Origin of the sequence: Streptomyces sp. NPDC087844, assembly GCF_044742785.1 — a bacterium.
In the GTDB taxonomy this organism is placed as follows: Bacteria; Actinomycetota; Actinomycetes; order Streptomycetales; family Streptomycetaceae; genus Streptomyces.
Window position 1 is genome coordinate 169401 of record NZ_JBIUVD010000015.1, and the last position, 17689, is coordinate 187089.

16 protein-coding genes and 1 pseudogene are annotated in these 17689 nt (G+C 69.2%); 8 read left to right on the forward strand and 9 right to left on the reverse strand.

The window, feature by feature from the left end; all coding sequences use genetic code 11:
• Window positions 1-70: 70 nt before the first annotated feature.
• Window positions 71-1081 (forward strand): aldo/keto reductase, encoded by a 1011-nt coding sequence (locus ACIOKD_RS27150; RefSeq protein ID WP_402089101.1) that lies wholly within the window; start codon window positions 71-73, stop codon window positions 1079-1081.
• Here ACIOKD_RS27150 and ACIOKD_RS27155 read toward each other — a convergent pair.
• Window positions 1037-2275, reverse strand: coding sequence for a site-specific integrase (locus ACIOKD_RS27155; RefSeq protein ID WP_402089103.1), 1239 nt, complete (start codon window positions 2273-2275; stop codon window positions 1037-1039). The two genes, ACIOKD_RS27150 and ACIOKD_RS27155, sit on opposite strands and share 45 nt — an antisense overlap.
• A 244-nt stretch (window positions 2276-2519) precedes the next feature.
• Here ACIOKD_RS27155 and ACIOKD_RS27160 point away from each other — a divergent pair.
• Window positions 2520-2747, forward strand: a pseudogene (locus tag ACIOKD_RS27160) (hypothetical protein); the annotation flags it as partial.
• Window positions 2748-2870: 123 nt separating this feature from the next.
• On the opposite strand, the gene rbsD reads toward ACIOKD_RS27160, so the two are convergent.
• From rbsD to ACIOKD_RS27185, 5 genes are read right to left on the reverse strand one after another with little or no spacing between them, the layout of a single operon-like run.
• On the reverse strand, window positions 2871-3263 hold the full coding sequence (gene rbsD / locus ACIOKD_RS27165; RefSeq protein ID WP_402089106.1) for a D-ribose pyranase: 393 nt from the start codon (window positions 3261-3263) through the stop codon (window positions 2871-2873).
• Window positions 3260-4159, reverse strand: coding sequence for a ribokinase (locus tag ACIOKD_RS27170; protein ID WP_402089108.1), 900 nt, complete (start codon window positions 4157-4159; stop codon window positions 3260-3262). The genes rbsD and ACIOKD_RS27170 overlap by 4 nt, the downstream gene beginning before the upstream one ends.
• A 50-nt stretch (window positions 4160-4209) precedes the next feature.
• Complete coding sequence (locus ACIOKD_RS27175) at window positions 4210-6180, reverse strand: substrate-binding domain-containing protein (RefSeq protein ID WP_402089111.1); 1971 nt, start codon at window positions 6178-6180, stop codon at window positions 4210-4212.
• Window positions 6170-7774 (reverse strand): sugar ABC transporter ATP-binding protein, encoded by a 1605-nt coding sequence (locus ACIOKD_RS27180; protein ID WP_402089114.1) that lies wholly within the window; start codon window positions 7772-7774, stop codon window positions 6170-6172. The genes ACIOKD_RS27175 and ACIOKD_RS27180 overlap by 11 nt, the downstream gene beginning before the upstream one ends.
• Window positions 7771-8814, reverse strand: a complete 1044-nt coding sequence (locus ACIOKD_RS27185; protein ID WP_402089117.1) for a LacI family DNA-binding transcriptional regulator — start codon at window positions 8812-8814, stop codon at window positions 7771-7773. Before ACIOKD_RS27185 ends, ACIOKD_RS27180 begins: the two co-directional genes overlap by 4 nt.
• 268 nt (window positions 8815-9082) lie before the next feature.
• Between ACIOKD_RS27185 and ACIOKD_RS27190 the strand changes: the two genes are divergently transcribed.
• Together ACIOKD_RS27190 and ACIOKD_RS27195 are read left to right on the forward strand one after the other, a co-directional pair.
• Window positions 9083-10294 carry a helix-turn-helix domain-containing protein gene (locus tag ACIOKD_RS27190; RefSeq protein ID WP_402089120.1) on the forward strand — a complete coding sequence of 404 codons (1212 nt, stop codon included), beginning with the start codon at window positions 9083-9085 and terminating at the stop codon, window positions 10292-10294.
• Entirely contained in the window at window positions 10291-10833 is a 543-nt protein-coding gene (locus ACIOKD_RS27195; protein ID WP_402089123.1) for a hypothetical protein, read from the forward strand. The genes ACIOKD_RS27190 and ACIOKD_RS27195 overlap by 4 nt, the downstream gene beginning before the upstream one ends.
• A 43-nt stretch (window positions 10834-10876) precedes the next feature.
• Here ACIOKD_RS27195 and ACIOKD_RS27200 read toward each other — a convergent pair whose 3' ends face one another.
• From ACIOKD_RS27200 to ACIOKD_RS27210, 3 genes are all read right to left on the reverse strand, one after another.
• Complete coding sequence (locus tag ACIOKD_RS27200) at window positions 10877-11011, reverse strand: hypothetical protein (protein ID WP_402089126.1); 135 nt, start codon at window positions 11009-11011, stop codon at window positions 10877-10879.
• Window positions 11012-11187: 176 nt separating this feature from the next.
• A complete protein-coding gene (locus tag ACIOKD_RS27205; RefSeq protein ID WP_402089129.1) occupies window positions 11188-11382 on the reverse strand; it encodes a hypothetical protein in 195 nt (64 codons plus the stop codon).
• An 8-nt stretch (window positions 11383-11390) separates the two neighbouring features.
• Window positions 11391-12242: a helix-turn-helix domain-containing protein gene (locus ACIOKD_RS27210; protein WP_402089132.1), complete on the reverse strand. Its 852-nt coding sequence runs from the start codon at window positions 12240-12242 to the stop codon at window positions 11391-11393.
• Between the two features lie 242 nt (window positions 12243-12484).
• Between ACIOKD_RS27210 and ACIOKD_RS27215 the strand changes: the two genes are divergently transcribed.
• The 4 genes from ACIOKD_RS27215 (at window position 12485) to ACIOKD_RS27230 (ending at window position 17576) form a co-directional block, all read left to right on the forward strand.
• Window positions 12485-12964 carry an ATP-binding protein gene (locus ACIOKD_RS27215; protein WP_402089135.1) on the forward strand — a complete coding sequence of 160 codons (480 nt, stop codon included), beginning with the start codon at window positions 12485-12487 and terminating at the stop codon, window positions 12962-12964.
• A 55-nt stretch (window positions 12965-13019) separates the two neighbouring features.
• Window positions 13020-13817 (forward strand): SAM-dependent methyltransferase, encoded by a 798-nt coding sequence (locus ACIOKD_RS27220; RefSeq protein ID WP_402089138.1) that lies wholly within the window; start codon window positions 13020-13022, stop codon window positions 13815-13817.
• 137 nt (window positions 13818-13954) lie between these two features.
• Window positions 13955-15145 carry a DUF4765 family protein gene (locus tag ACIOKD_RS27225; RefSeq protein ID WP_402089140.1) on the forward strand — a complete coding sequence of 397 codons (1191 nt, stop codon included), beginning with the start codon at window positions 13955-13957 and terminating at the stop codon, window positions 15143-15145.
• A gap of 160 nt (window positions 15146-15305) precedes the next feature.
• Window positions 15306-17576, forward strand: a complete 2271-nt coding sequence (locus ACIOKD_RS27230; RefSeq protein WP_402089143.1) for an ATP-dependent RecD-like DNA helicase — start codon at window positions 15306-15308, stop codon at window positions 17574-17576.
• Window positions 17577-17689 lie beyond the last annotated feature (113 nt).

Sequence of the window (17689 nt, forward strand, 5' to 3'; positions counted from 1 at the left end):
TGTGACGGCAGGAGCTGCCAGGCGTGAGGAGCCCCCTCATGCCGGATCGACGCGAGGAGTCAAGAGACGTATGCGATACCTATTTCTTGGAAAATCGGGGCTGCGAGTATCGGAGCTTTCGCTGGGGACAGGTAATTTTGGCATGGGATGGGGGCATGGAGCTCATGCGCCCGAGGCCAGGGCGATGTATGACGCCTACAGGGAAGCGGGAGGAAACTTCATTGATACCGCTTCCAACTATCAGTCGGGGGAGGCTGAGGAATACCTCTCAGATATCATCTCCTCGGATCGCGAGGATATAGTTCTGGCGACAAAGTACACCATGGGGTCTTCAGCAAGCAGCGGCCTCCAACTGACCGGGAACAGTCGGAAAGCGATGGTCCAGTCTTTGGAGCAGAGCCTGCGTCGGCTGGGCACCGACCGGGTGGACGTACTCTGGGCCCATGTGGCCGACACATCCACACCCATCGAAGAAATATTGCGAGCCTTCGATGATTTGACGCGCGCCGGCAAGATTCTGTATGCCGGTCTCTCCAGTTTCCCCGCATGGCGTGTGGCCACGGGAGTCACCCTGGCACAGCAGCAGGGCTGGTCCCCTCTCGTGGCAATTCAGGTCGAGTACAGTCTCGTGGAGCGTAGCGCCGACCGGGATTTGGTGCCGATGGCAGAAGCCTTTGGCTTGGGCGTCCTCGGATTCTCGCCTCTCGGCGGTGGTCTTCTGACGGGAAAGTATCGGCGGGGCGCAACAGGTCGCGCCCAGAGCTCGATCAGCCAGTTCCTTCACAAGGAAGACGGCCCCGCCAAGGCGAATATTCTGGATACTATTGAGAGGATCGCCCGGGACCTCGATACGACTCCAGAGCGGGTAGCGATCAAGTGGTCGATGTCGAAAGGGGTGATCCCCATCATTGGACCGAGGAGCGTAGATCAGCTCACATCGAACCTCGCGGCCGCCGATCTGAATATCTCGACGCGTCAGCTTGAACGGCTGGATGAGGTGAGTGCGCCACAGTTGGGATACCCCCACGAAATGTGGTCAGAGCATGAACTGGTAGAGAAGAATCGATTCACCCATCCGTAAAAAGGCTATCCGTCCCACGGCTTTTGGACATCTGCGGCATGACCAGGACCCTTCACCAGGAGCATCCCGACGCCCGGCAGGTACCCCAGCGCTGTCGAAACTCGCGGACATCATCCGATCGGTGGCCCAAGCCGTGAATGGGCCACCCCCGTTCTTCACGGCAAGCAGGCACGAACCGCCCTCCGGGGCAACCAGACGGCGCCGCTCGGCCGGCGTCAGCGAATCCCAGGGGCGCCGGACCTCATTGATCAGCCCGCCCCTCGCGTCCGGCTCGCTCACCATCAGCGGTTCACCCCACCGCCGCGGCGGCCGCCAGAGTGAGCCCTCCGTCGTGGCGGCCCGGTCCAGGTCGAGATAGTCGTGAAGCCCGGCCAGGGCCTCGTAAGAGGTCCACGTGGTGCGGAACTTCTTGCCCTTGGTGATCCCGGCCGGCACTGGGAACGGGATGGGCCCCGCAGTCGGGGCCGGCGGCAGGGCGGGGATCTCCCAGGGCAGCAGATAAGTGAACTCCTGCAGCCGTATCCCGGTGGCCAGTGCGTGATCCCCGACCGCCGCGTTGCGGGTCAGCTCCCGCCCGTGGAATCCGGTGTCCTGCGAGCCGTCCGGCGCGAGCCCGCGCAGCCCTTTGCGGAACAGCTCGGTGAAGTCCGGCTCCAGGTACTTGATCGTCACGTGCGCTTTCGGGGTGCGGCGGACGGCCAGGTTCACCTTCACCTCCCGGCCGGTCCCGGCGAACAGGGCCCGTGCCGCGCGGTAGGTGAAGGGCTCAGCCGTCGCGTACTCCGCATGCATCGCCCACCGGTAGAACAACGACAGGATGCTCATGTGCTGGCCCCACGTCGTCGCCGCGAACCGGGCCTTCAACGGACCCGCCGCCCGGTGCTCGGCGTACCGGCTCAACGCGGCCTTCAACCGCACCCGCGAGTCGAACAGCCCCACCCCGTGCTCGGCCAGAAACTCCATCCACTCCTTGACCACCCGCGCGTAGTTCTCCCACGAGCTCGGCGCTGGCGCCCCGCTGGCCGGGAGCTCACGCAACCACCGGTTCACCACCACCGTCGGACGCGGCACAGCCGGGCCGTCCTCGAAGCGCAGGTCGTCGTCGACGAGCACGGGCATCCCCTCGGGGATCAACGGCCGCTGCTCGACGTCCCAGGACTGCCAGCCCCGAGACGAGAAGAAGTTCAGGATCATGAGCGCCGACAGTAGAAACACCACACGCCTCAGCGCAAAGCCCAAACCCGCAGGCCATCACCCCAGTTGGAGTCAATCGCCACACGGAAACTAAGCAGAGACAATGTGGCGGAGCCGGTGGGGATGAATATGCGGGAATCGCGGCTCGAAGCGTTCACGGATCCGCTCGGAGGCACGGGCGAGGACCGTGGGCCACGCGGTGAACGGGCCGCCGTCCGGACGCACGGCCAGCAGCATCGAACCGCCGTCGTGCGCCACCAGCCACCCTGACGGCTACCTCTGGAAACGCGACTACGCCGACACGTGGCTCGGCGACGCGCCCGCGATCTGGATCGACGACGACTTCACCGGCCTCGACCACGAATGGGCGGCGGAACGCACCGCCCAAGGCCGGGCGACCGCCCTCGTCCAGCCCGACCCCCATGTCGGACTGCTGGCCGAGCACCTGGTCGAAGTCCTGACCTGGGCGGCCATGGACGCCGTGCTCGGCGGACTGCGGACTGCGGACTGCGGACCGGGCGCGGACCGGAAGACCTGGCGACCAAGGAAACCGCAGCTCAAACGACATGATCGAAGATCAAGCCTTCTTCGTCCCCTAGAAGAACACCCCGCACCGCAGCAGCACGTTCGCGTAAGGCCTGGCCTCGCCGGTCCGTACGATCAGGCGGGCGTCCGCCGAGAGGGTCTTCAGGTCCTCGTGGGAGACGTGGGTCAGCGAGCCGGGGAAGCGGGCCGTCAGCAGGGCGGACGCCTCCGGGTTCGCCTCCCGTACCTCCGTCGCCGCCGTCGCGCCCTCCACCACCAGCTCTTCCAGCAGGCCCTCCAGGACCTCCTGGAAGGACGGCACCCCGGCGCGGAACGCCAGGTCCACCACCCGCGGGCCGGCCGGGATCGGCATGCCCGCGTCGCAGATCAGTACGCCGTCGCCGTGGCCCAGTTCGGCTGTCGCGCCCGCGAGGTGACGGTTCAGTATTCCGGCCTTCTTCATACGGCGGCGACCTCTTCGGCAGTGGGGAAGGACGCCTGCGCGCCCTGACGGGTGACGGCGACGGCGCCCACACGGGCCGCGTACGCGGCCGAGTCCGCGAGGGACTCCCCGGCGCCCAGCCGCCATGCCAGCGCCGCGGTGAAGGAGTCGCCGGCGCCGGTCGTGTCCACGGCGTTCACCTTGACGGCGGGGACACGGACCGGACCCGAGGCGTCGGCGACCAGCGCGCCCTCCTCGCCCAGGGTGACGACCACCGAACGCGGGCCGAGGGCCAGAAGCGCACCGGCCCACTCCTCGGGCGTGCTGCCCGCGTCCGCGCCGAGCACCACCCGCGCCTCGTGCTCGTTCACGATCAGCGGGTCGCAGGCGGCGAGGACCGCCGCGGGCAACTCCCGCGGCGGGGACGGGTTCAGTACGAAGCGGGCGCCGGGTCGCAGGGCGCGTACGACCTCCTCGACCGTCTCCAGCGGGATCTCCAGTTGTGTCGAGACGACCCTGGACGTGGAGAGGAGGGCCGATGCCCCGCGGATGTCGTCCGGGGTGAGACGGCCGTTCGCGCCCGGCGACACCACGATGCTGTTGTCGCCGGACGGGTCCACCGTGATGAGCGCGACCCCGGTGGGAGCGCCGCCGACGAGGACCCCGGACGTGTCGACCCCGGCCGCCCGCTGCGAGTCGAGCAGCAGCCGGCCGTGCGCGTCGTCGCCGACCCGGGCGAGGAGCGCCGTACGCGCCCCCAGCCGGGCGGCGGCGACGGCCTGGTTGGCGCCCTTGCCGCCGGGGTGCAGGGCCAGGTCGGAGCCGAGCACGGTCTCCCCGGCGCCCGGCCGCCGCTCGACACCGATGACCAGATCGGCGTTGGCCGACCCGACGACCAGCAGGTCGTACTCGAACATGGACTGTCTCCCTGTAGGGCCCGTAGTGGTGCGGGGTATGGCGTTCGGTGTCAGCCGGTGAAGTCGGCCACGTTCTTCGACGTGACCACCTTCACCGGGACCTTCACCGTCTGCTCGGTCTTCTTGCCGTCGGCCGCCCGCAGCGCGTTCTCCACGGCGATCCTGCCGAGTTCCTTCGGCTGCTGCGCCACGGAGGCGTACATCGTGCCGTCCGCGACGGCCTTCAGTCCGTCCGGCGTGCCGTCGAAGCCGATGACCTGAACCGACTTCCCGGCCTTGGAGCCGAGTGCCTTGAGCGCGCCGAGCGCCATCTCGTCGTTCTCGGCGAAGACGCCCTGGACGTCCGGGTGGGCCTGGAGCAGGTTCGTCATGACGTCCAGCCCCTTCGTACGGTCGAAGTCGGCGGGCTGCTTGGCGACGACCTGGATGCCCGGGTAGGCCTTCAGACCCTCGGCGAAGCCCGCGCCGCGCTCACGGCTGGCGGAGGTGCCGGCCTGGCCCTGCAGGATGACGATCTTGCCCTTGCCGCCCAGCTTCTCGGCCAGCGCCTTGGCGCCGAGCTGCCCGCCCTCGACGTTGTCGGAGGCCACGAGCGCGGCCGTCTTCGCCTTGTTGACGCCCCGGTCGACGCCGACGACGGGGATGTCGGACTTGTTGGCGGAGCGCACCGAGGGGCCCGCCGCATCCGAGTCCACCGGGTTGACGATGATCGAGTCCAGGCCCTCGCTGGTGAAGTTCTGCAGCTGGTTGGCCTGCTGCGAGGCGTCGTTCTGCGCGTCGGTGACGGTCAGATCGGCCCCGAGCCTCTCCGCCTCGGCCTGCGCACCTTCCTTGATCTGTACGAAGAAGGGGTTGTTCAGGGTGGAGAGGGACAGGCCGACCTTCGGCTTCGCGGACGACGAGCCGTTGTTGAAGATGCTCAGGCCTCCCACGACCGCCGCCACGAGGACGACGGCGAGCCCGTACTTGACTGCCTGCGGCCCCTTCCTGCCCGCCGCGCCCCCGGCGCCGGACGTCACCGGGGTCGCCCCCGCCTTGCGGCGCACGGTGTCGAGCAGCACCGCCAGCGCGATGACCACACCGATGACGACCTGCTGCCAGAACGCCGACACGGAGAGGAGGTTGAGGCCGTTGCGCAGCACCGCGAGGATCAGCGCGCCGATCAGCGTCCCGGACGCCTTGCCCGTGCCGCCCGCGAGGGAGGCGCCGCCGATGACGACCGCGGCGATCGCGTCCAGCTCGTAACCCTGCGCGGCCTGGGGCTGCGCGGAGGACAGCCGGGAGGCGAGCACGATGCCCGCGGCGGCGGCGAAGAGTCCGGACAGCGCGTAGATGGCGAGCTTCTGCCGCTTCACCCGCAGCCCGGAGAGGCGGGCGGCTTCTTCGTTGCCGCCGATCGCGTACATGGAGCGCCCGATGTACGTACGCCCGAGGATCACGGCCGTGACCAGGCCCAGGACGATCATCACCAGGACCGGGACCGGCAGCCAGCCGCCGAGCGTGTCGCCCAGGTGGGCGACCGAGTCGGGGAAGGCGATCGGGGAGCCCTGCGAGATCACCAGGGACAGACCGCGGCCCACCGACAGCATGGCGAGCGTCGCGATGAACGGCGGCAGCTTCCCGTACGAGATCAGGACGCCGTTGACCAGTCCGCAGGCTATGCCGGTGGCGATCGCGAGGATCACCGCGATCCAGACCGGTACGCCCTCCGAAGTGGCCGTCCAGGCCAGGACGGTGGCCGACAGCGCGGCGACGGAACCGACCGACAGGTCGATGCCCGCCGAGACGATCACGAAGGTCACACCGAAGGCGAGGATGGCGGTCACGGCCGCCTGGACGCCGATGTTGAGCAGGTTGTCCGTCGTCAGGAAGTCGCCGGACAGGGCCGACATCGCGATGACGAGAATGATGAGCGCGGTGAGCGCGCCGTTGTCGAGCAGCAGACGGCGCAGGCCGCCCGGGGCGCCACCGCCCGGAGCGCCACTCGCGCCCGTTGTGCTCTTGAGCGTGTCAGTGGCCACGGGGGTCCTCCACAGCGGTATCAGCGGTATCAGCGGTATCAGTGGTAACGGAGTTGATGGTGGGTGTGCTGACGGCGAGGGCCATCACGGAGTCCTGGGTCGCCTCGTCGGCGGAGAGTTCACCGACGATCCGGCCCTGGGCCATCACCAGCACCCGGTCGCTCATACCGAGCACCTCGGGCAGATCGCTGGAGATCATCAGGACGGCGTGGCCGGCGGCCGTGAGTGCGTTGACCAGTTGGTAGATCTCGACCTTGGCGCCCACGTCGATACCGCGGGTCGGCTCGTCGAGGATCAGCACCTTGGTGTCGGCGAGCAGCCACTTGCCGATGACGACCTTCTGCTGGTTGCCGCCGGAGAGCGTGCGCACGTGCTGCCCGAGTCCGGCCATCCGTACGCCCAGCTGCTCGGCGATCCGCGCGGCGGCCGTCCGCTGGCCCTTGAGGTCGACGAGTCCGCCGCGGGTGGCCGCCCGCAGGGTGACGAGTCCGAGGTTCTCCTCCACGGAGGCGTCGAGCAGCAGGCCCTGACCCTTGCGGTCCTCGGGGACGAGCCCGATTCCGGCGGTCATCGCCGCGTTGACGTCGTGGCGCGGCAGCCGTTCACCGGCGACCGCGACGGAGCCCCTGTCGTACGGGTCGGCCCCGAAGACCGCCCGGACGACCTCGGTCCGGCCCGCTCCCACGAGGCCCGCGATACCGACGACCTCACCGGCCCGCACCTCGAAGCCGACGTCGTGGAAGACACCGTCGCGGGTGAGTCCTTCCACGGTGAGCAACGCGGTGCCGAGGGCGGTGCCGGTGGCGGTGGCGCCGTTGCCGTTGCCGTTGCCGTCGGGCCGTTCGCGCGGGTACTGCAGCTCGATGGAGCGGCCCACCATCATGCGTACGAGATCGTCCTCGGGCGTGGACGCGGGCACCTGGCCGACGCTCCGGCCGTCCCGGATGACGGTGACCCGGTCGCCGAGGGCGGCGATCTCCTCCAGGTGGTGGGTGATGAAGACGATGCCCACGCCGTCCTCGCGCAGCTTGCGCACGATGGCGAAGAGCTTCTCCACCTCTCCGGAGGTGAGCACCGCGGTCGGCTCGTCCATGATCAGCACGCGGGCGTCCAGACTCAGCGCCTTCGCGATCTCGACCATCTGGAGGCGGGCGATGCCGAGTTCGCGGACCCGCGCGCGAGGCGACACGTGCACGCCGACCCGCTCCAGGAGCACGGCGGCGTCGGCCTCCATCCTCTTCCGGTCGATCATCCCGAGGCGGCGCGGCTGGCGGCCCAGGAAGATGTTCTCGGCGACGGTGAGATCGGGGACCAGGTTGAACTCCTGGTAGATGGTCGCGATCCCGAGGCGCGCGGCGTCCTGCGCGCCGTGGATGCGGACCTTCTCGCCGTCGACCACGATCTTCCCGGCGTCCGGCCGGTAGGCGCCGGACAGCATCTTGATGAGGGTGCTCTTGCCGGCGCCGTTCTCACCGAGCAGTACGTGCACCTCGCCGCGGCGCAGGTCGAAGTCGACACTGTCGAGCGCGACCACACCGGGGAAGGTCTTGCGTATCCCTTCGATACGCAGCAACTCGTCCGGGCTGCTGCTCACGGGTTGCTCCTTTGAGTGACGTTCGTGTGGGGGGAGCCGGCGGCCGGCGGGGGTTCGCCGCAGGAGCGGCGGACGACGAGGGTGGCCGGGAGGGTGACCGACTGCGGGGGCCGTCCCTCGATCAGGTCGACGACGGCGCGTACGGCGGCCCGGCCCAGTTCGGGGGTCGGCTGGGCGATCGCCGTGATCGGTGGATCGGTGTGCACGAACCACGGGATGTCGTCGAAGGCGGCGAGCGCGATGTCGTCGGGCACGCGCAGTCCACGCGCCCGTACGGCGTCCAGGGCGCCCAGGGCCATCAGGTTGTCGGCCGCGAAGACGACCTCCGGCGGCTCGGCCAGGTCGAGGAACTCCTCGGTGGCCCGCCGACCGCTGGCCGCCTGGAAGTCGCCCTGCCCGATGTACGCGTCGGGCAGCGGCAGGCCGTACTCGCGCAGGGCGTCCCGGAAGGCGTCGACGCGCTCGCTGCCGGTGGTGGTGGCGGCCGGGCCCGCGATGATCGCGAGCCTGCGGTGGCCGAGGCCGTGCAGGTGGGCGACGAGATCGCGCACGGCGGCCCGCCCGTCGGCCCGGACCACGGGCACCTCCACGCCCGGTATCCAGCGGTCGACGAAGACCATCGGCGTCCCCGAGCGCGCGGCGTCCAGCATCAGCGGGGAGCCGCCGTCCGTGGGGGACACGAGAAGGCCGTCGATACGGCGGTCGAGGAGGGTGCGGACGTGATGGTCCTGGAGGTCGGGACGCTCGTCGGCGTTGCCGATGATGACGCTGTAGCCGAGGGCGCGGGCCTCCTCCTCGACGGAGCGGGCCAGTTCGGTGAAGTACGGGTTGAGCACGTCGCTGATGACCAGGCCGAGGGTGTGGGTCTGGTCGGTGCGCAGGGAGCGGGCGACGGCGTTCGGGCGGTAGCCCAGCGCCTCGACGGCGGCCAGCACGCGGGTGCGGGCGTCCGCGCTCACCGACGGGTGGTCGTTCAGGACCCGCGACACCGTGGCGACGGAGACACCCGCCTCGGCGGCGACGTCCTTGATGCTCGCCATCGACGCTCCACCTCCTTGTGGATCACCTTGTGGTTCATGGCGTGGTTCATGGTGTGGTTCATGGCGTGGAAACGATTACACGCATGTTGCTGAAGCGATTGGAATCGATTACATCGACGTAGACAACCCCCTGAGACCGGATCGTGATGTGGAGGGGGTGGGGCGGCGGGAGGGGGTGCGCCCGCGGAGTGCGGGGCGCGGGGTGCGGGGTGCGTGAGGCTCTGGGTAGGGCGTTGCGATATTCGCAATGCGCGGTTACGGTGAGTGTATGTCTGATTCTGTAATCGACCGTGTGCGCAGAGTGATAGAAGCGGCCTCGATGAGTCAGGCCGCGTTCGCGGAGAAGGTGGGGCTCACGCCTGACAAGCTCTCCAAGTCCCTGGCGGGGGTGCGCCGTTTCTCGTCGCTCGAACTGGCGCTGATCGCGGAGGCGGGCGGCAGGACCGTGGACTGGCTGCTCACGGGGCGCGAGCCGCTGCGTCCGGCGTTCGCGGCCAGGACCAGTGCCGGAGCGACTCCGCGGCGGGGCCGCGTCAGCGATGCCGCGGACCGTTTCACGGCGGCGTACGAGGTGTTGGAGCTGCTGGGCAGGCCGCCCAAGCTGCCGCCGATGCCCTCGGTGCGTCCGGACATCAAGCGTTTCGTGGACCAGGGGAGGCAGTTGGCCCAGGACGCCGTCGGCGCGCTCACGGCGGCGGACGGCCACCGGACCGTGGCCGCTCTGGAGACCGACGTGCTGATCACGGCCTGTACGCAGGCGTTCGGCGTGGACGTCGCGGTCACAAGTCTTCCCGACGCCGTGGACGGGCTCACCTGGCAGACGGACACGTTCCGGCTCATCCTCCTCGGGCCCACGGAGACCTGGACCCGGCAGAGGTTCACCCTGGCTCACGAGCTGGGACACATCCTGGCCCGCGACGCCCAGGAGCTCGTCGTGGAGTCGCATGTCGCCCCGGGGCGGCAGAAGGACCTGACCGAGGTGCGGGCCAACGTCTTCGCCGCCGGCCTGCTGATGCCCGCACCCGAGATCCGCGACCGGTTCCGCCAGGTGGCGGACAGGCACGGCAGGCTCACCGTCGAGGCGTTCTCCGAGCTGGTCGTGGCCTTCAAGGTCTCGCCCAGCGCGCTGAGCGCACGGTTGAGCCAACTGCGCCTCATGGACGCGAAGTCGGAGCCCGCGGTCCACTACAGGGCTCTGACCACCGAGATCTGTCACCTGCTCGCCGGTGCGACGGACGCCTTCCAGCGGCAGCTCGCCTGGGCCGCGGCCCAGCGCTTCCCCGTACGTCTCGTGGCCGCCCTCTACAAGTGCTACGCCGAGGGGGAGACGACGCTCCGGCCCCTCGCATCCCTGCTCGGCATGGACGTGGACCACCTGCACGACCTTCTCGACCCGGCCGAGCCCGACAGTCCGGAAGCCGCTGTCGGTGAAGTGGAAGGCAGTGAAGTGGAAGAAGGGGACCTGATCTTCCAGCCATGAGACTCTGCTGGTTTCCGGACAACACCGTCCTGTGCAATTTCGCGGTCGTCGACCGCGTGCCCCTGCTGGAGAAAGTGCTCGACGGGCGCGGCCGTTGGACCGAGGCCGTGGCACACGAAGCCGAGCGGTCCGCTCGCCACATCCCCCGATTACGGGACGTCGTGTCGCTCGGCATGCTCGGCGACCCGATCGCCATCACGGACGTCGAGGAGATCGCCGCGGCCGACCGCCTGCGCCGGGCGGTCTTCGGCGGCGTCGCGTCCATGCCCACCAAGCATCTGGGCGAGGCCGAGACCTGTGTACTGATCACCATGCGCACGGGCTTCCGCGATTCGGTGTGGATCACCGACGACCGGTCGGCCGGCTCGTACGCGCGGCGGCAGGGCATCACCACCAAGGAAACCTTCGACCTCATGAACGAGGCCGTGGTCGGCGGACTGGTCAGTGCCGTGGACGGCCATGACCTGCTCCACCGGATGGTGGCCGCCGACCGTCATCTGCATCGAGTTTCCGTACGTCCCGATGAGTTGACGCGCTGAGTGCATGCGGGCGGCGCATCCGGCCAACGCGTCAGGCCGGTGCCTACGCCGCGACCGGGATCAGCTCGCACCATACGTACTCTCCCCGCTCGCCGAACCTGGCCGACGGCATCCAGCCCCAGTGCTCCGCGCAGGCCATGACGAGACCGAGCCCTCGTCCCTCCTCCGCCTCGCCCACGTACTCCAACGGCTTCGGGGGGTCCGCCGAATCCGGGGATTCCGGGGACGCGGCGACGACAAGCTCGGGGGAGCCGGCACCAACGTGATCGTCCAGGACTGACGATTCCCCACCGTCCGGTGCGAGGGCTGCGCGGTCACTTCGCACAGCCCTCCCCGCGGCGGCGCGCGCGAGCCTCAGAGGAGGTGGTCCGCCTTGCCGGCTTTGATGTCGAGGATGAGGGTGCGGAGGGCTTCGCGGGTGTCGGTGAGGGGGGTGTCTTCGGCGCCGGTGACGGCTATGTAGGCGTTGCCGTCGGGGTCGGTGCCGAGGCGAAAGCAGTTGTTGCCCTCGCCGCAGAAGGGGGCTTCCCAGGTGATGCGGTCGGTCACGACGTCTCCTACAGTTCGCGAGCAATCTTGTGGATGAGGCCGCGAGATGCTGCTGAGGCCATTGCCGCGCCGTCCATCCAGTGCAGATGGGAACGGTACTTCGTGAGCTGAGCCTCGGCGTGGGTGAATTCCGGTCCGTGTGCCGAGTCCAGTTGCACGGTGTCGAGCGAGGGCACCTCCCCGTCCGCGTAGAGCAACGCATGCCCCGCTCCAGGGAATCCGCCCACGGATGTGGGAATCACACGGACATCGACGTTCTCCCGCTCGGACTGGGCGGCCAGATGCCGGAGTTGCTGCCGGGCGGCATCCGTGCCGCCGTAGGGCATGCGCAGGGCGGCTTCGTGGACGTAGGCGATGTACGGGAGCGGGTCCGGTCCTTCGAAGACCTGCTGACGCTCCATGCGATGCGCGACGCGCAGTTCGACTTCGAGTCGTGTCAGCGGGGGCAGTACCGCTGCGAAAACAGCGCGGGCGTACTCCTCGGTCTGCAGCAGTCCCGGCGCGTGCATCACCTGAGCGGTCCGGACGCGGGCGGCATGCCACTCCAGCTCGGCGATGTCCAGCAGGCCGGAGGGCAACGTGCCGCGATGGCGCTCCCACCATCCGCGTTCCTTGTCGGCGGCCATGGCCACCAGTGCCTCGACGTAACTGTGTTCCGCGCACGCGTAGTTGCAAGCCAGAGTGCGGACGCGTTCTGGCGAGAAGGGGCGGATGCCCGACTCCATGTTGGAGAGCCGTGTCCTGTCTATGCCGAGGAGACTCGCGGCGTACTCCGTGGTGACATCCGCCGCCAGTCGCATCTTGCGCAGCTCGGAACCGAGTCGCTTCTGCCGTTGCGTCGGGGTGGTTCTGGTTGGCATTCGGACAGTCTGCCTGTGTGGAAGGGCGAGGTCCATGCACGAAGGGGGTAATTATCTCCAGCTGGATGGACTCAGTGACTCCGGTGAACCTACTTTCTGTAGTGCACCGCTCACGCACGGCGCGGTCGGCAGTGCATCACGCGAGCTTGCCCGCACCCCCTGCCCTGGGAGGGGTCGGCCCGTGTCAGGGAGACGAGCCACCGGCCGCCGTGCAGCATCCACGAAACGATGAGGAGTACCCCGTGCCCGAGACCACCTCCGCCTGCCCTGTCCCACCCCTGCCCACCACCTGGAGTTGCCACCTGCACCTCACCAACGACCCCCGAGCCCCACGCATCGCCCGCCACACCATCCGCACGGCCCTTCTCGGTTACGCCTGCGCGGCAGAACTCGTGGACACCGCTGAGCTGTTGACCTCGGAGCTGGTCTCGAACGCCGTGCAGCACTCCGACGGCCTCGTTACCGTCAGACTCCGTACCCGCGGCGGAGTCGTCCGGATCGGGGTCATGGACAACCACCCCGAACTCCCCGATCCCCTGCCCTGCACCACCGGTCAGGACTTCGGCCGGGGCCTGTTCCTCGTCGACGCCCTGGCCGACGCCTGGGGCCGCTACCCCCTCACCGCCCGCTCCCGAACGGCAGGCTGGAAGGTGGTGTGGTTCGAGTTGGCCGCACAGCCGTCAACTGCGGTTATGCGCAACCGAGTTGATATGGAAGGCTGACGCCAACCGTACGCAGGCAAGAGCCTTGGTGGTCGGCGGTCGAGAGGAGTGCAGCGTGAGTCAGGACGGCTTCCGTGCCGAGGGGATCGACACCAGCAGGCCGCACCCCGCGCGGATCTACGACTACCTGCTGGGCGGCAAGGACAACTACGAGGTGGACCAGCGGGCAGGCGACCAACTTGCCGCTGTCGCCCCCGAGGTGTGGAAGTCCGTGCGGGCCAACCGCGCCTTCCTGCGGCGTGCCGTCCGGTACGCCGTCGGCAGTGGCGTCCGCCAGATTCTCGACATCGGCACCGGGCTGCCCACCTCGCCGAACGTGCACGAGATCGCTCAGGAGATGGCACCGGACGTGCGCGTCGCGTACGTCGACAACGATCCGATCGTGAAGGCGCACGCCGACGCTCTGCTCGGCCACTTCGGCGAGACCAGCATCGTGCTCGCCGACCTGCGCGACGCGCGGGCCGTCGTGGACCACCCCGACGTCCGCCGGGTCATCGACTTCGACGAGCCGGTCGCCGTGCTCCTGGTCGCCATCCTCCACTTCCTCACCGACGCGGAGAAGCCCGAGCAGGTCGTCGCCACCCTGCGTGACGCGCTGCCTGCCGGGAGCTTCCTGGTGCTCTCGCACGCCACTGGCGATTTCGCCGACCGCGGCGAGGCCCAGGCCGTGTACAACAACGCGACCGCCTCCATGAACCTGCGGTCCCGCGCCGAGGTCGAGCGGTTCTTCGACGGCTTCGAACTGGTCGAACCCGGGCTGGCCCAGGTCCCGTTCTGGCGGCCGGAAACCCCGCCGCCGGCCGGATCGGGCGAGATCGGCTTCTACGGGGGCGTGGCACGCAAGACAGGCTGAACCACCTGCTCGGCCGGTGTCCGTGAGTGCCTGCAGAGGCAAGAACCCTGTACTGGAGTGCAGAGTTCGGGCCAGGTGGTTTCACACCCTCGCCGAGCATGGTTGAGTACCGCGAAAATTGCCGAGAGGGCTCAGCGATGCGTCACAGCGAACAGACCGATACGAAGAACGCTCACGGGAACCCGTCGAAGTTGCTGCCCAAGGCGGCGTCTCGGACGCCGCTCGCCGCCGGTGCGGCGGGCCACCGGTCCGCCGCCGACATCCCGGCTCTGCAGCGCGCCGTGGGCAACGCCGCCGTGGCGCAGATGCTGACGGCGCAGCGATCCACGGAAGAACACGAGCACGGCGCCGGCTGCGGGCACCAGTCGGTGCAGCGTTCCATGGCCGACGAGGTCCTGCGTTCCGCCGGAAGCCCGCTCGAACCCGGCAAGCGTGTGGAGATGGAGGCCCGACTGGGGGCCGATTTCTCGAACGTCAGGGTGCACTCCGACACGGTGGCCCAGCGTTCCACCGCAGAACTCGGCGCCACGGCCTGGACCTCGGGCAATCACGTCGTCGTCGGCCAGGGCGGTGTCGACGACACGACCCTGGCTCATGAGCTCACGCATGTGATCCAGCAGCGCTCGGGCCCGGTCGACGGAACCGTCGGGGCCGACGGCGTGAAGGTCAGCGACCCGAGCGACCGTTTCGAGAAGGCCGCCGAGGCCAACGCCGCCCGCGTCATGTCCCAGCCCGTCCCCAGCGTCCAGCGGGCGCGGTCGGACGAGGCGGCCACGTCGGCCGAGGCGACCACGTCGGCCGGCGGGGAGACGTCCGTGCAGCGGGCTCAGTACGCGACCACCAAAACGGATCGGGACCCGGACAGCGACAACTACGACTCGGACGAAGACAACTTCGACACCGTGGCGCAGAGCCTGACGTATCCCACGTCCTACAGCACCGTCGCCTCCCTGGTGGAACAGCAGTCCGAAAGCGGTGTCTATCTCTGGCGCGGTACCACGGCGTCCAAGGCCGACCAAATGATGAGGAAGGGGAGCGCGGGAGGCAGGACGGCCGACAGCGGTGTCGCGGCCCCGGACCGTGAAAGCAGCCAGTCCCAGGTGGGACATGGGGGTCAGCTCCCGGAGTTCACGACGAGTCCGGGGGTCGCCGAAGGCTTCAGTTACAAGAACGTGCTGGTGGTCGTGTACATCGCGGCGAAGTACCTCTCGAAGGGCAGTAGCAGCGAGCAGGGCTGGATCGCGAACCCCAAGGCGCCGCTCATGGTGGTGGACATCGTCGACCGCACGCGTGGAGCATCTCCCAGGCGCCACGGGAACGCGTCCTGAACCGGCGGCCCCGACCGTTCACCTGTTGCCCGCGGAGCCGCCCGGCGTGGCGGGTGGGGCCCGGACAGCAGGGTGGCCCCGTCCGTCGGGCTCGGTGAACGGGCACCGCCGACGACGGGCCCGTACCCGCGCTGTCAGTCCTGAACGGTAGCGTCGGATCATGCCCAATCAGACGGGGACACAGGCGGAGAGCGGGGCGCGGAATCTCGCGGTCCTCGAAGGTGTCCTGGAGCGGATCACGTACGCCAACGAGGAGAACGGGTACACGGTCGCGCGCGTCGACACCGGGCGCGGCGGTGGTGATCTCCTCACGGTCGTCGGCGCGCTGCTCGGCGCCCAGGTGGGGGAGTCCCTGCGGATGGAGGGCCGTTGGGGTTCCCATCAGCAGTACGGGAAGCAGTTCACCGTCGAGAACTACACGACCGTGCTGCCCGCCACCGTCCAGGGCATCCGCCGCTATCTCGGGTCCGGCCTGGTCAAGGGCATCGGGCCGGTCTTCGCCGACCGCATCACCACGCACTTCGGGCTGGACACGCTCCAGATCATCGAGGAGGAGCCGAAGCGGCTCGTCGAGGTGCCGGGGCTCGGTCCCAAGCGCACCAAGAAGATCGCCGAGGCCTGGGAGGAACAGAAGGCGATCAAGGAGGTCATGCTCTTCCTCCAGACCGTCGAGGTGTCCACGTCCATCGCGGTGCGTATCTACAAGAAGTACGGCGACGCGTCGATCTCGGTCGTCAAGAACCAGCCCTACCGCCTCGCGTCCGACGTCTGGGGCATCGGCTTCCTAACCGCCGACAAGATCGCCCAGTCCGTGGGCATCCCGCACGACAGCCCGGAGCGGGTGAAGGCCGGCCTGCAGTACGCCCTTTCGCAGTCCAGCGACCAGGGCCACTGCTTCCTCCCGGAGGAACGGCTGATCGCTGACGCGGTGAAACTGCTGCAGGTGGACACGGGGCTGGTCATCGAGTGCCTCGCGGAGCTGGCGGCCCCGGCCGAGGAGGGCGAGGACCCCGGTGTCGTACGGGAGCGGGTGCCGGGCACGGACGGCGGGGAGCCCGTGACGGCCATCTACCTCGTCCCCTTCCACCGGGCCGAACTGTCCCTGTCGGCACAGTTGTTGAGGCTCCTGCGCACCGAGGAGGACCGGATGCCGGGGTTCGGGGACGTGGCCTGGGACAAGGCCCTGGAGTGGCTCAAGGGGCGTACGGGGACGGAGCTGGCCCCCGAGCAGGAGCAGGCCGTGCGGCTCGCCCTCACCGAGAAGGTCGCGGTGCTCACGGGCGGGCCCGGCTGCGGCAAGTCCTTCACGGTCCGGTCGATCGTGGAGCTGGCGCGGGCCAAGAAGGCGAAGGTGGTTCTCGCGGCGCCGACGGGCCGGGCGGCCAAGCGGCTCGCCGAGCTGACCGGGGCGGAGGCATCCACCGTGCACCGGCTCCTGGAGCTACGGCCAGGGGGCGACGCGGCCTACGACAGGGACCGTCCGCTGGACGCCGACCTGGTGGTCGTGGACGAGGCGTCGATGCTGGACCTGCTGCTGGCCAACAAGCTGGTCAAGGCGGTGCCGCCGGGTGCGCACCTGCTGTTCGTGGGGGACGTGGACCAGTTGCCGAGCGTCGGCGCGGGTGAGGTGCTGCGTGACCTGCTGGCGGACGGCGGCCCGGTGCCGGCGGTCCGCCTGACGCGGGTCTTCCGGCAGGCCCAGCAGTCGGGTGTGGTCATGAACGCCCACCGGATCAACGCGGGGCAGCAGCCGCTGACGGAGAACGTCAAGGACTTCTTCCTCTTCGTGGAGGACGACACGGAGGAGGCGGGGCGGCTCACGGTGGATGTGGCGGCGCGGCGCATTCCGGCGAAGTTCGGGCTCGACCCGCGCCGTGATGTCCAGGTCCTGGCCCCGATGCACCGGGGTCCGGCGGGAGCCGCCGCGCTCAACGGACTGCTCCAGCAGGCCGTCACGCCGGCCCGCCCCGACCTTCCCGAGAAGCGGTTCGGCGGCCGGGTCTTCCGGGTCGGCGACAAGGTGACGCAGATCCGCAACAACTACGAGAAGGGGGAGAACGGGGTCTTCAACGGCACGGTGGGCGTGGTGACTTCGCTCAACCTCGACGATCAGCGGCTGACGGTGCTGACGGACGAGGACGAGGAGGTGCCGTACGAGTTCGACGAGCTGGATGAGCTGGCGCACGCGTACGCGGTGACGATCCACCGCTCCCAGGGGAGCGAGTACCCCGCTGTTGTCATTCCGGTGACGACGGGGGCGTGGATGATGCTGCAGCGCAACCTCCTCTACACGGCGGTCACGCGGGCGAAGAGGCTGGTGGTGCTGGTGGGGTCGCGGAAGGCCCTGGGGCAGGCGGTCCGCACGGTGTCGGCCGGCCGCCGCTGCACGGCCTTGGCCTTCCGCCTGGCCGGCACCCGCCTCCCCGCATGATCCCGACCGCGGCCCGGCGAGGACTTGTCGCGCAGTTCCCCGCGCCCCTGTGCCCCTGAGGGGGTGGGGCTTCGGTTGCCTGTTGGGCGCGGCCCCGGTGGGGGCCGGCCGCG

Coding starts and splice junctions, on each gene's coding strand:
- ACIOKD_RS27170 (WP_402089108.1), bottom strand. CDS start 4,159: ATGTTCGAGTACGACCTGCTGGTCGTCGGGTCGGCCAACGCCGATCTG.
- ACIOKD_RS27225 (WP_402089140.1), top strand. CDS start 13,955: ATGCGTCACAGCGAACAGACCGATACGAAGAACGCTCACGGGAACCCG.
- ACIOKD_RS27210 (WP_402089132.1), bottom strand. CDS start 12,242: ATGCCAACCAGAACCACCCCGACGCAACGGCAGAAGCGACTCGGTTCC.
- rbsD (WP_402089106.1), bottom strand. CDS start 3,263: ATGAAGAAGGCCGGAATACTGAACCGTCACCTCGCGGGCGCGACAGCC.
- ACIOKD_RS27155 (WP_402089103.1), bottom strand. CDS start 2,275: ATGATCCTGAACTTCTTCTCGTCTCGGGGCTGGCAGTCCTGGGACGTC.
- ACIOKD_RS27195 (WP_402089123.1), top strand. CDS start 10,291: ATGAGACTCTGCTGGTTTCCGGACAACACCGTCCTGTGCAATTTCGCG.
- ACIOKD_RS27185 (WP_402089117.1), bottom strand. CDS start 8,814: ATGGCGAGCATCAAGGACGTCGCCGCCGAGGCGGGTGTCTCCGTCGCC.
- ACIOKD_RS27150 (WP_402089101.1), top strand. CDS start 71: ATGCGATACCTATTTCTTGGAAAATCGGGGCTGCGAGTATCGGAGCTT.
- ACIOKD_RS27230 (WP_402089143.1), top strand. CDS start 15,306: ATGCCCAATCAGACGGGGACACAGGCGGAGAGCGGGGCGCGGAATCTC.
- ACIOKD_RS27190 (WP_402089120.1), top strand. CDS start 9,083: ATGTCTGATTCTGTAATCGACCGTGTGCGCAGAGTGATAGAAGCGGCC.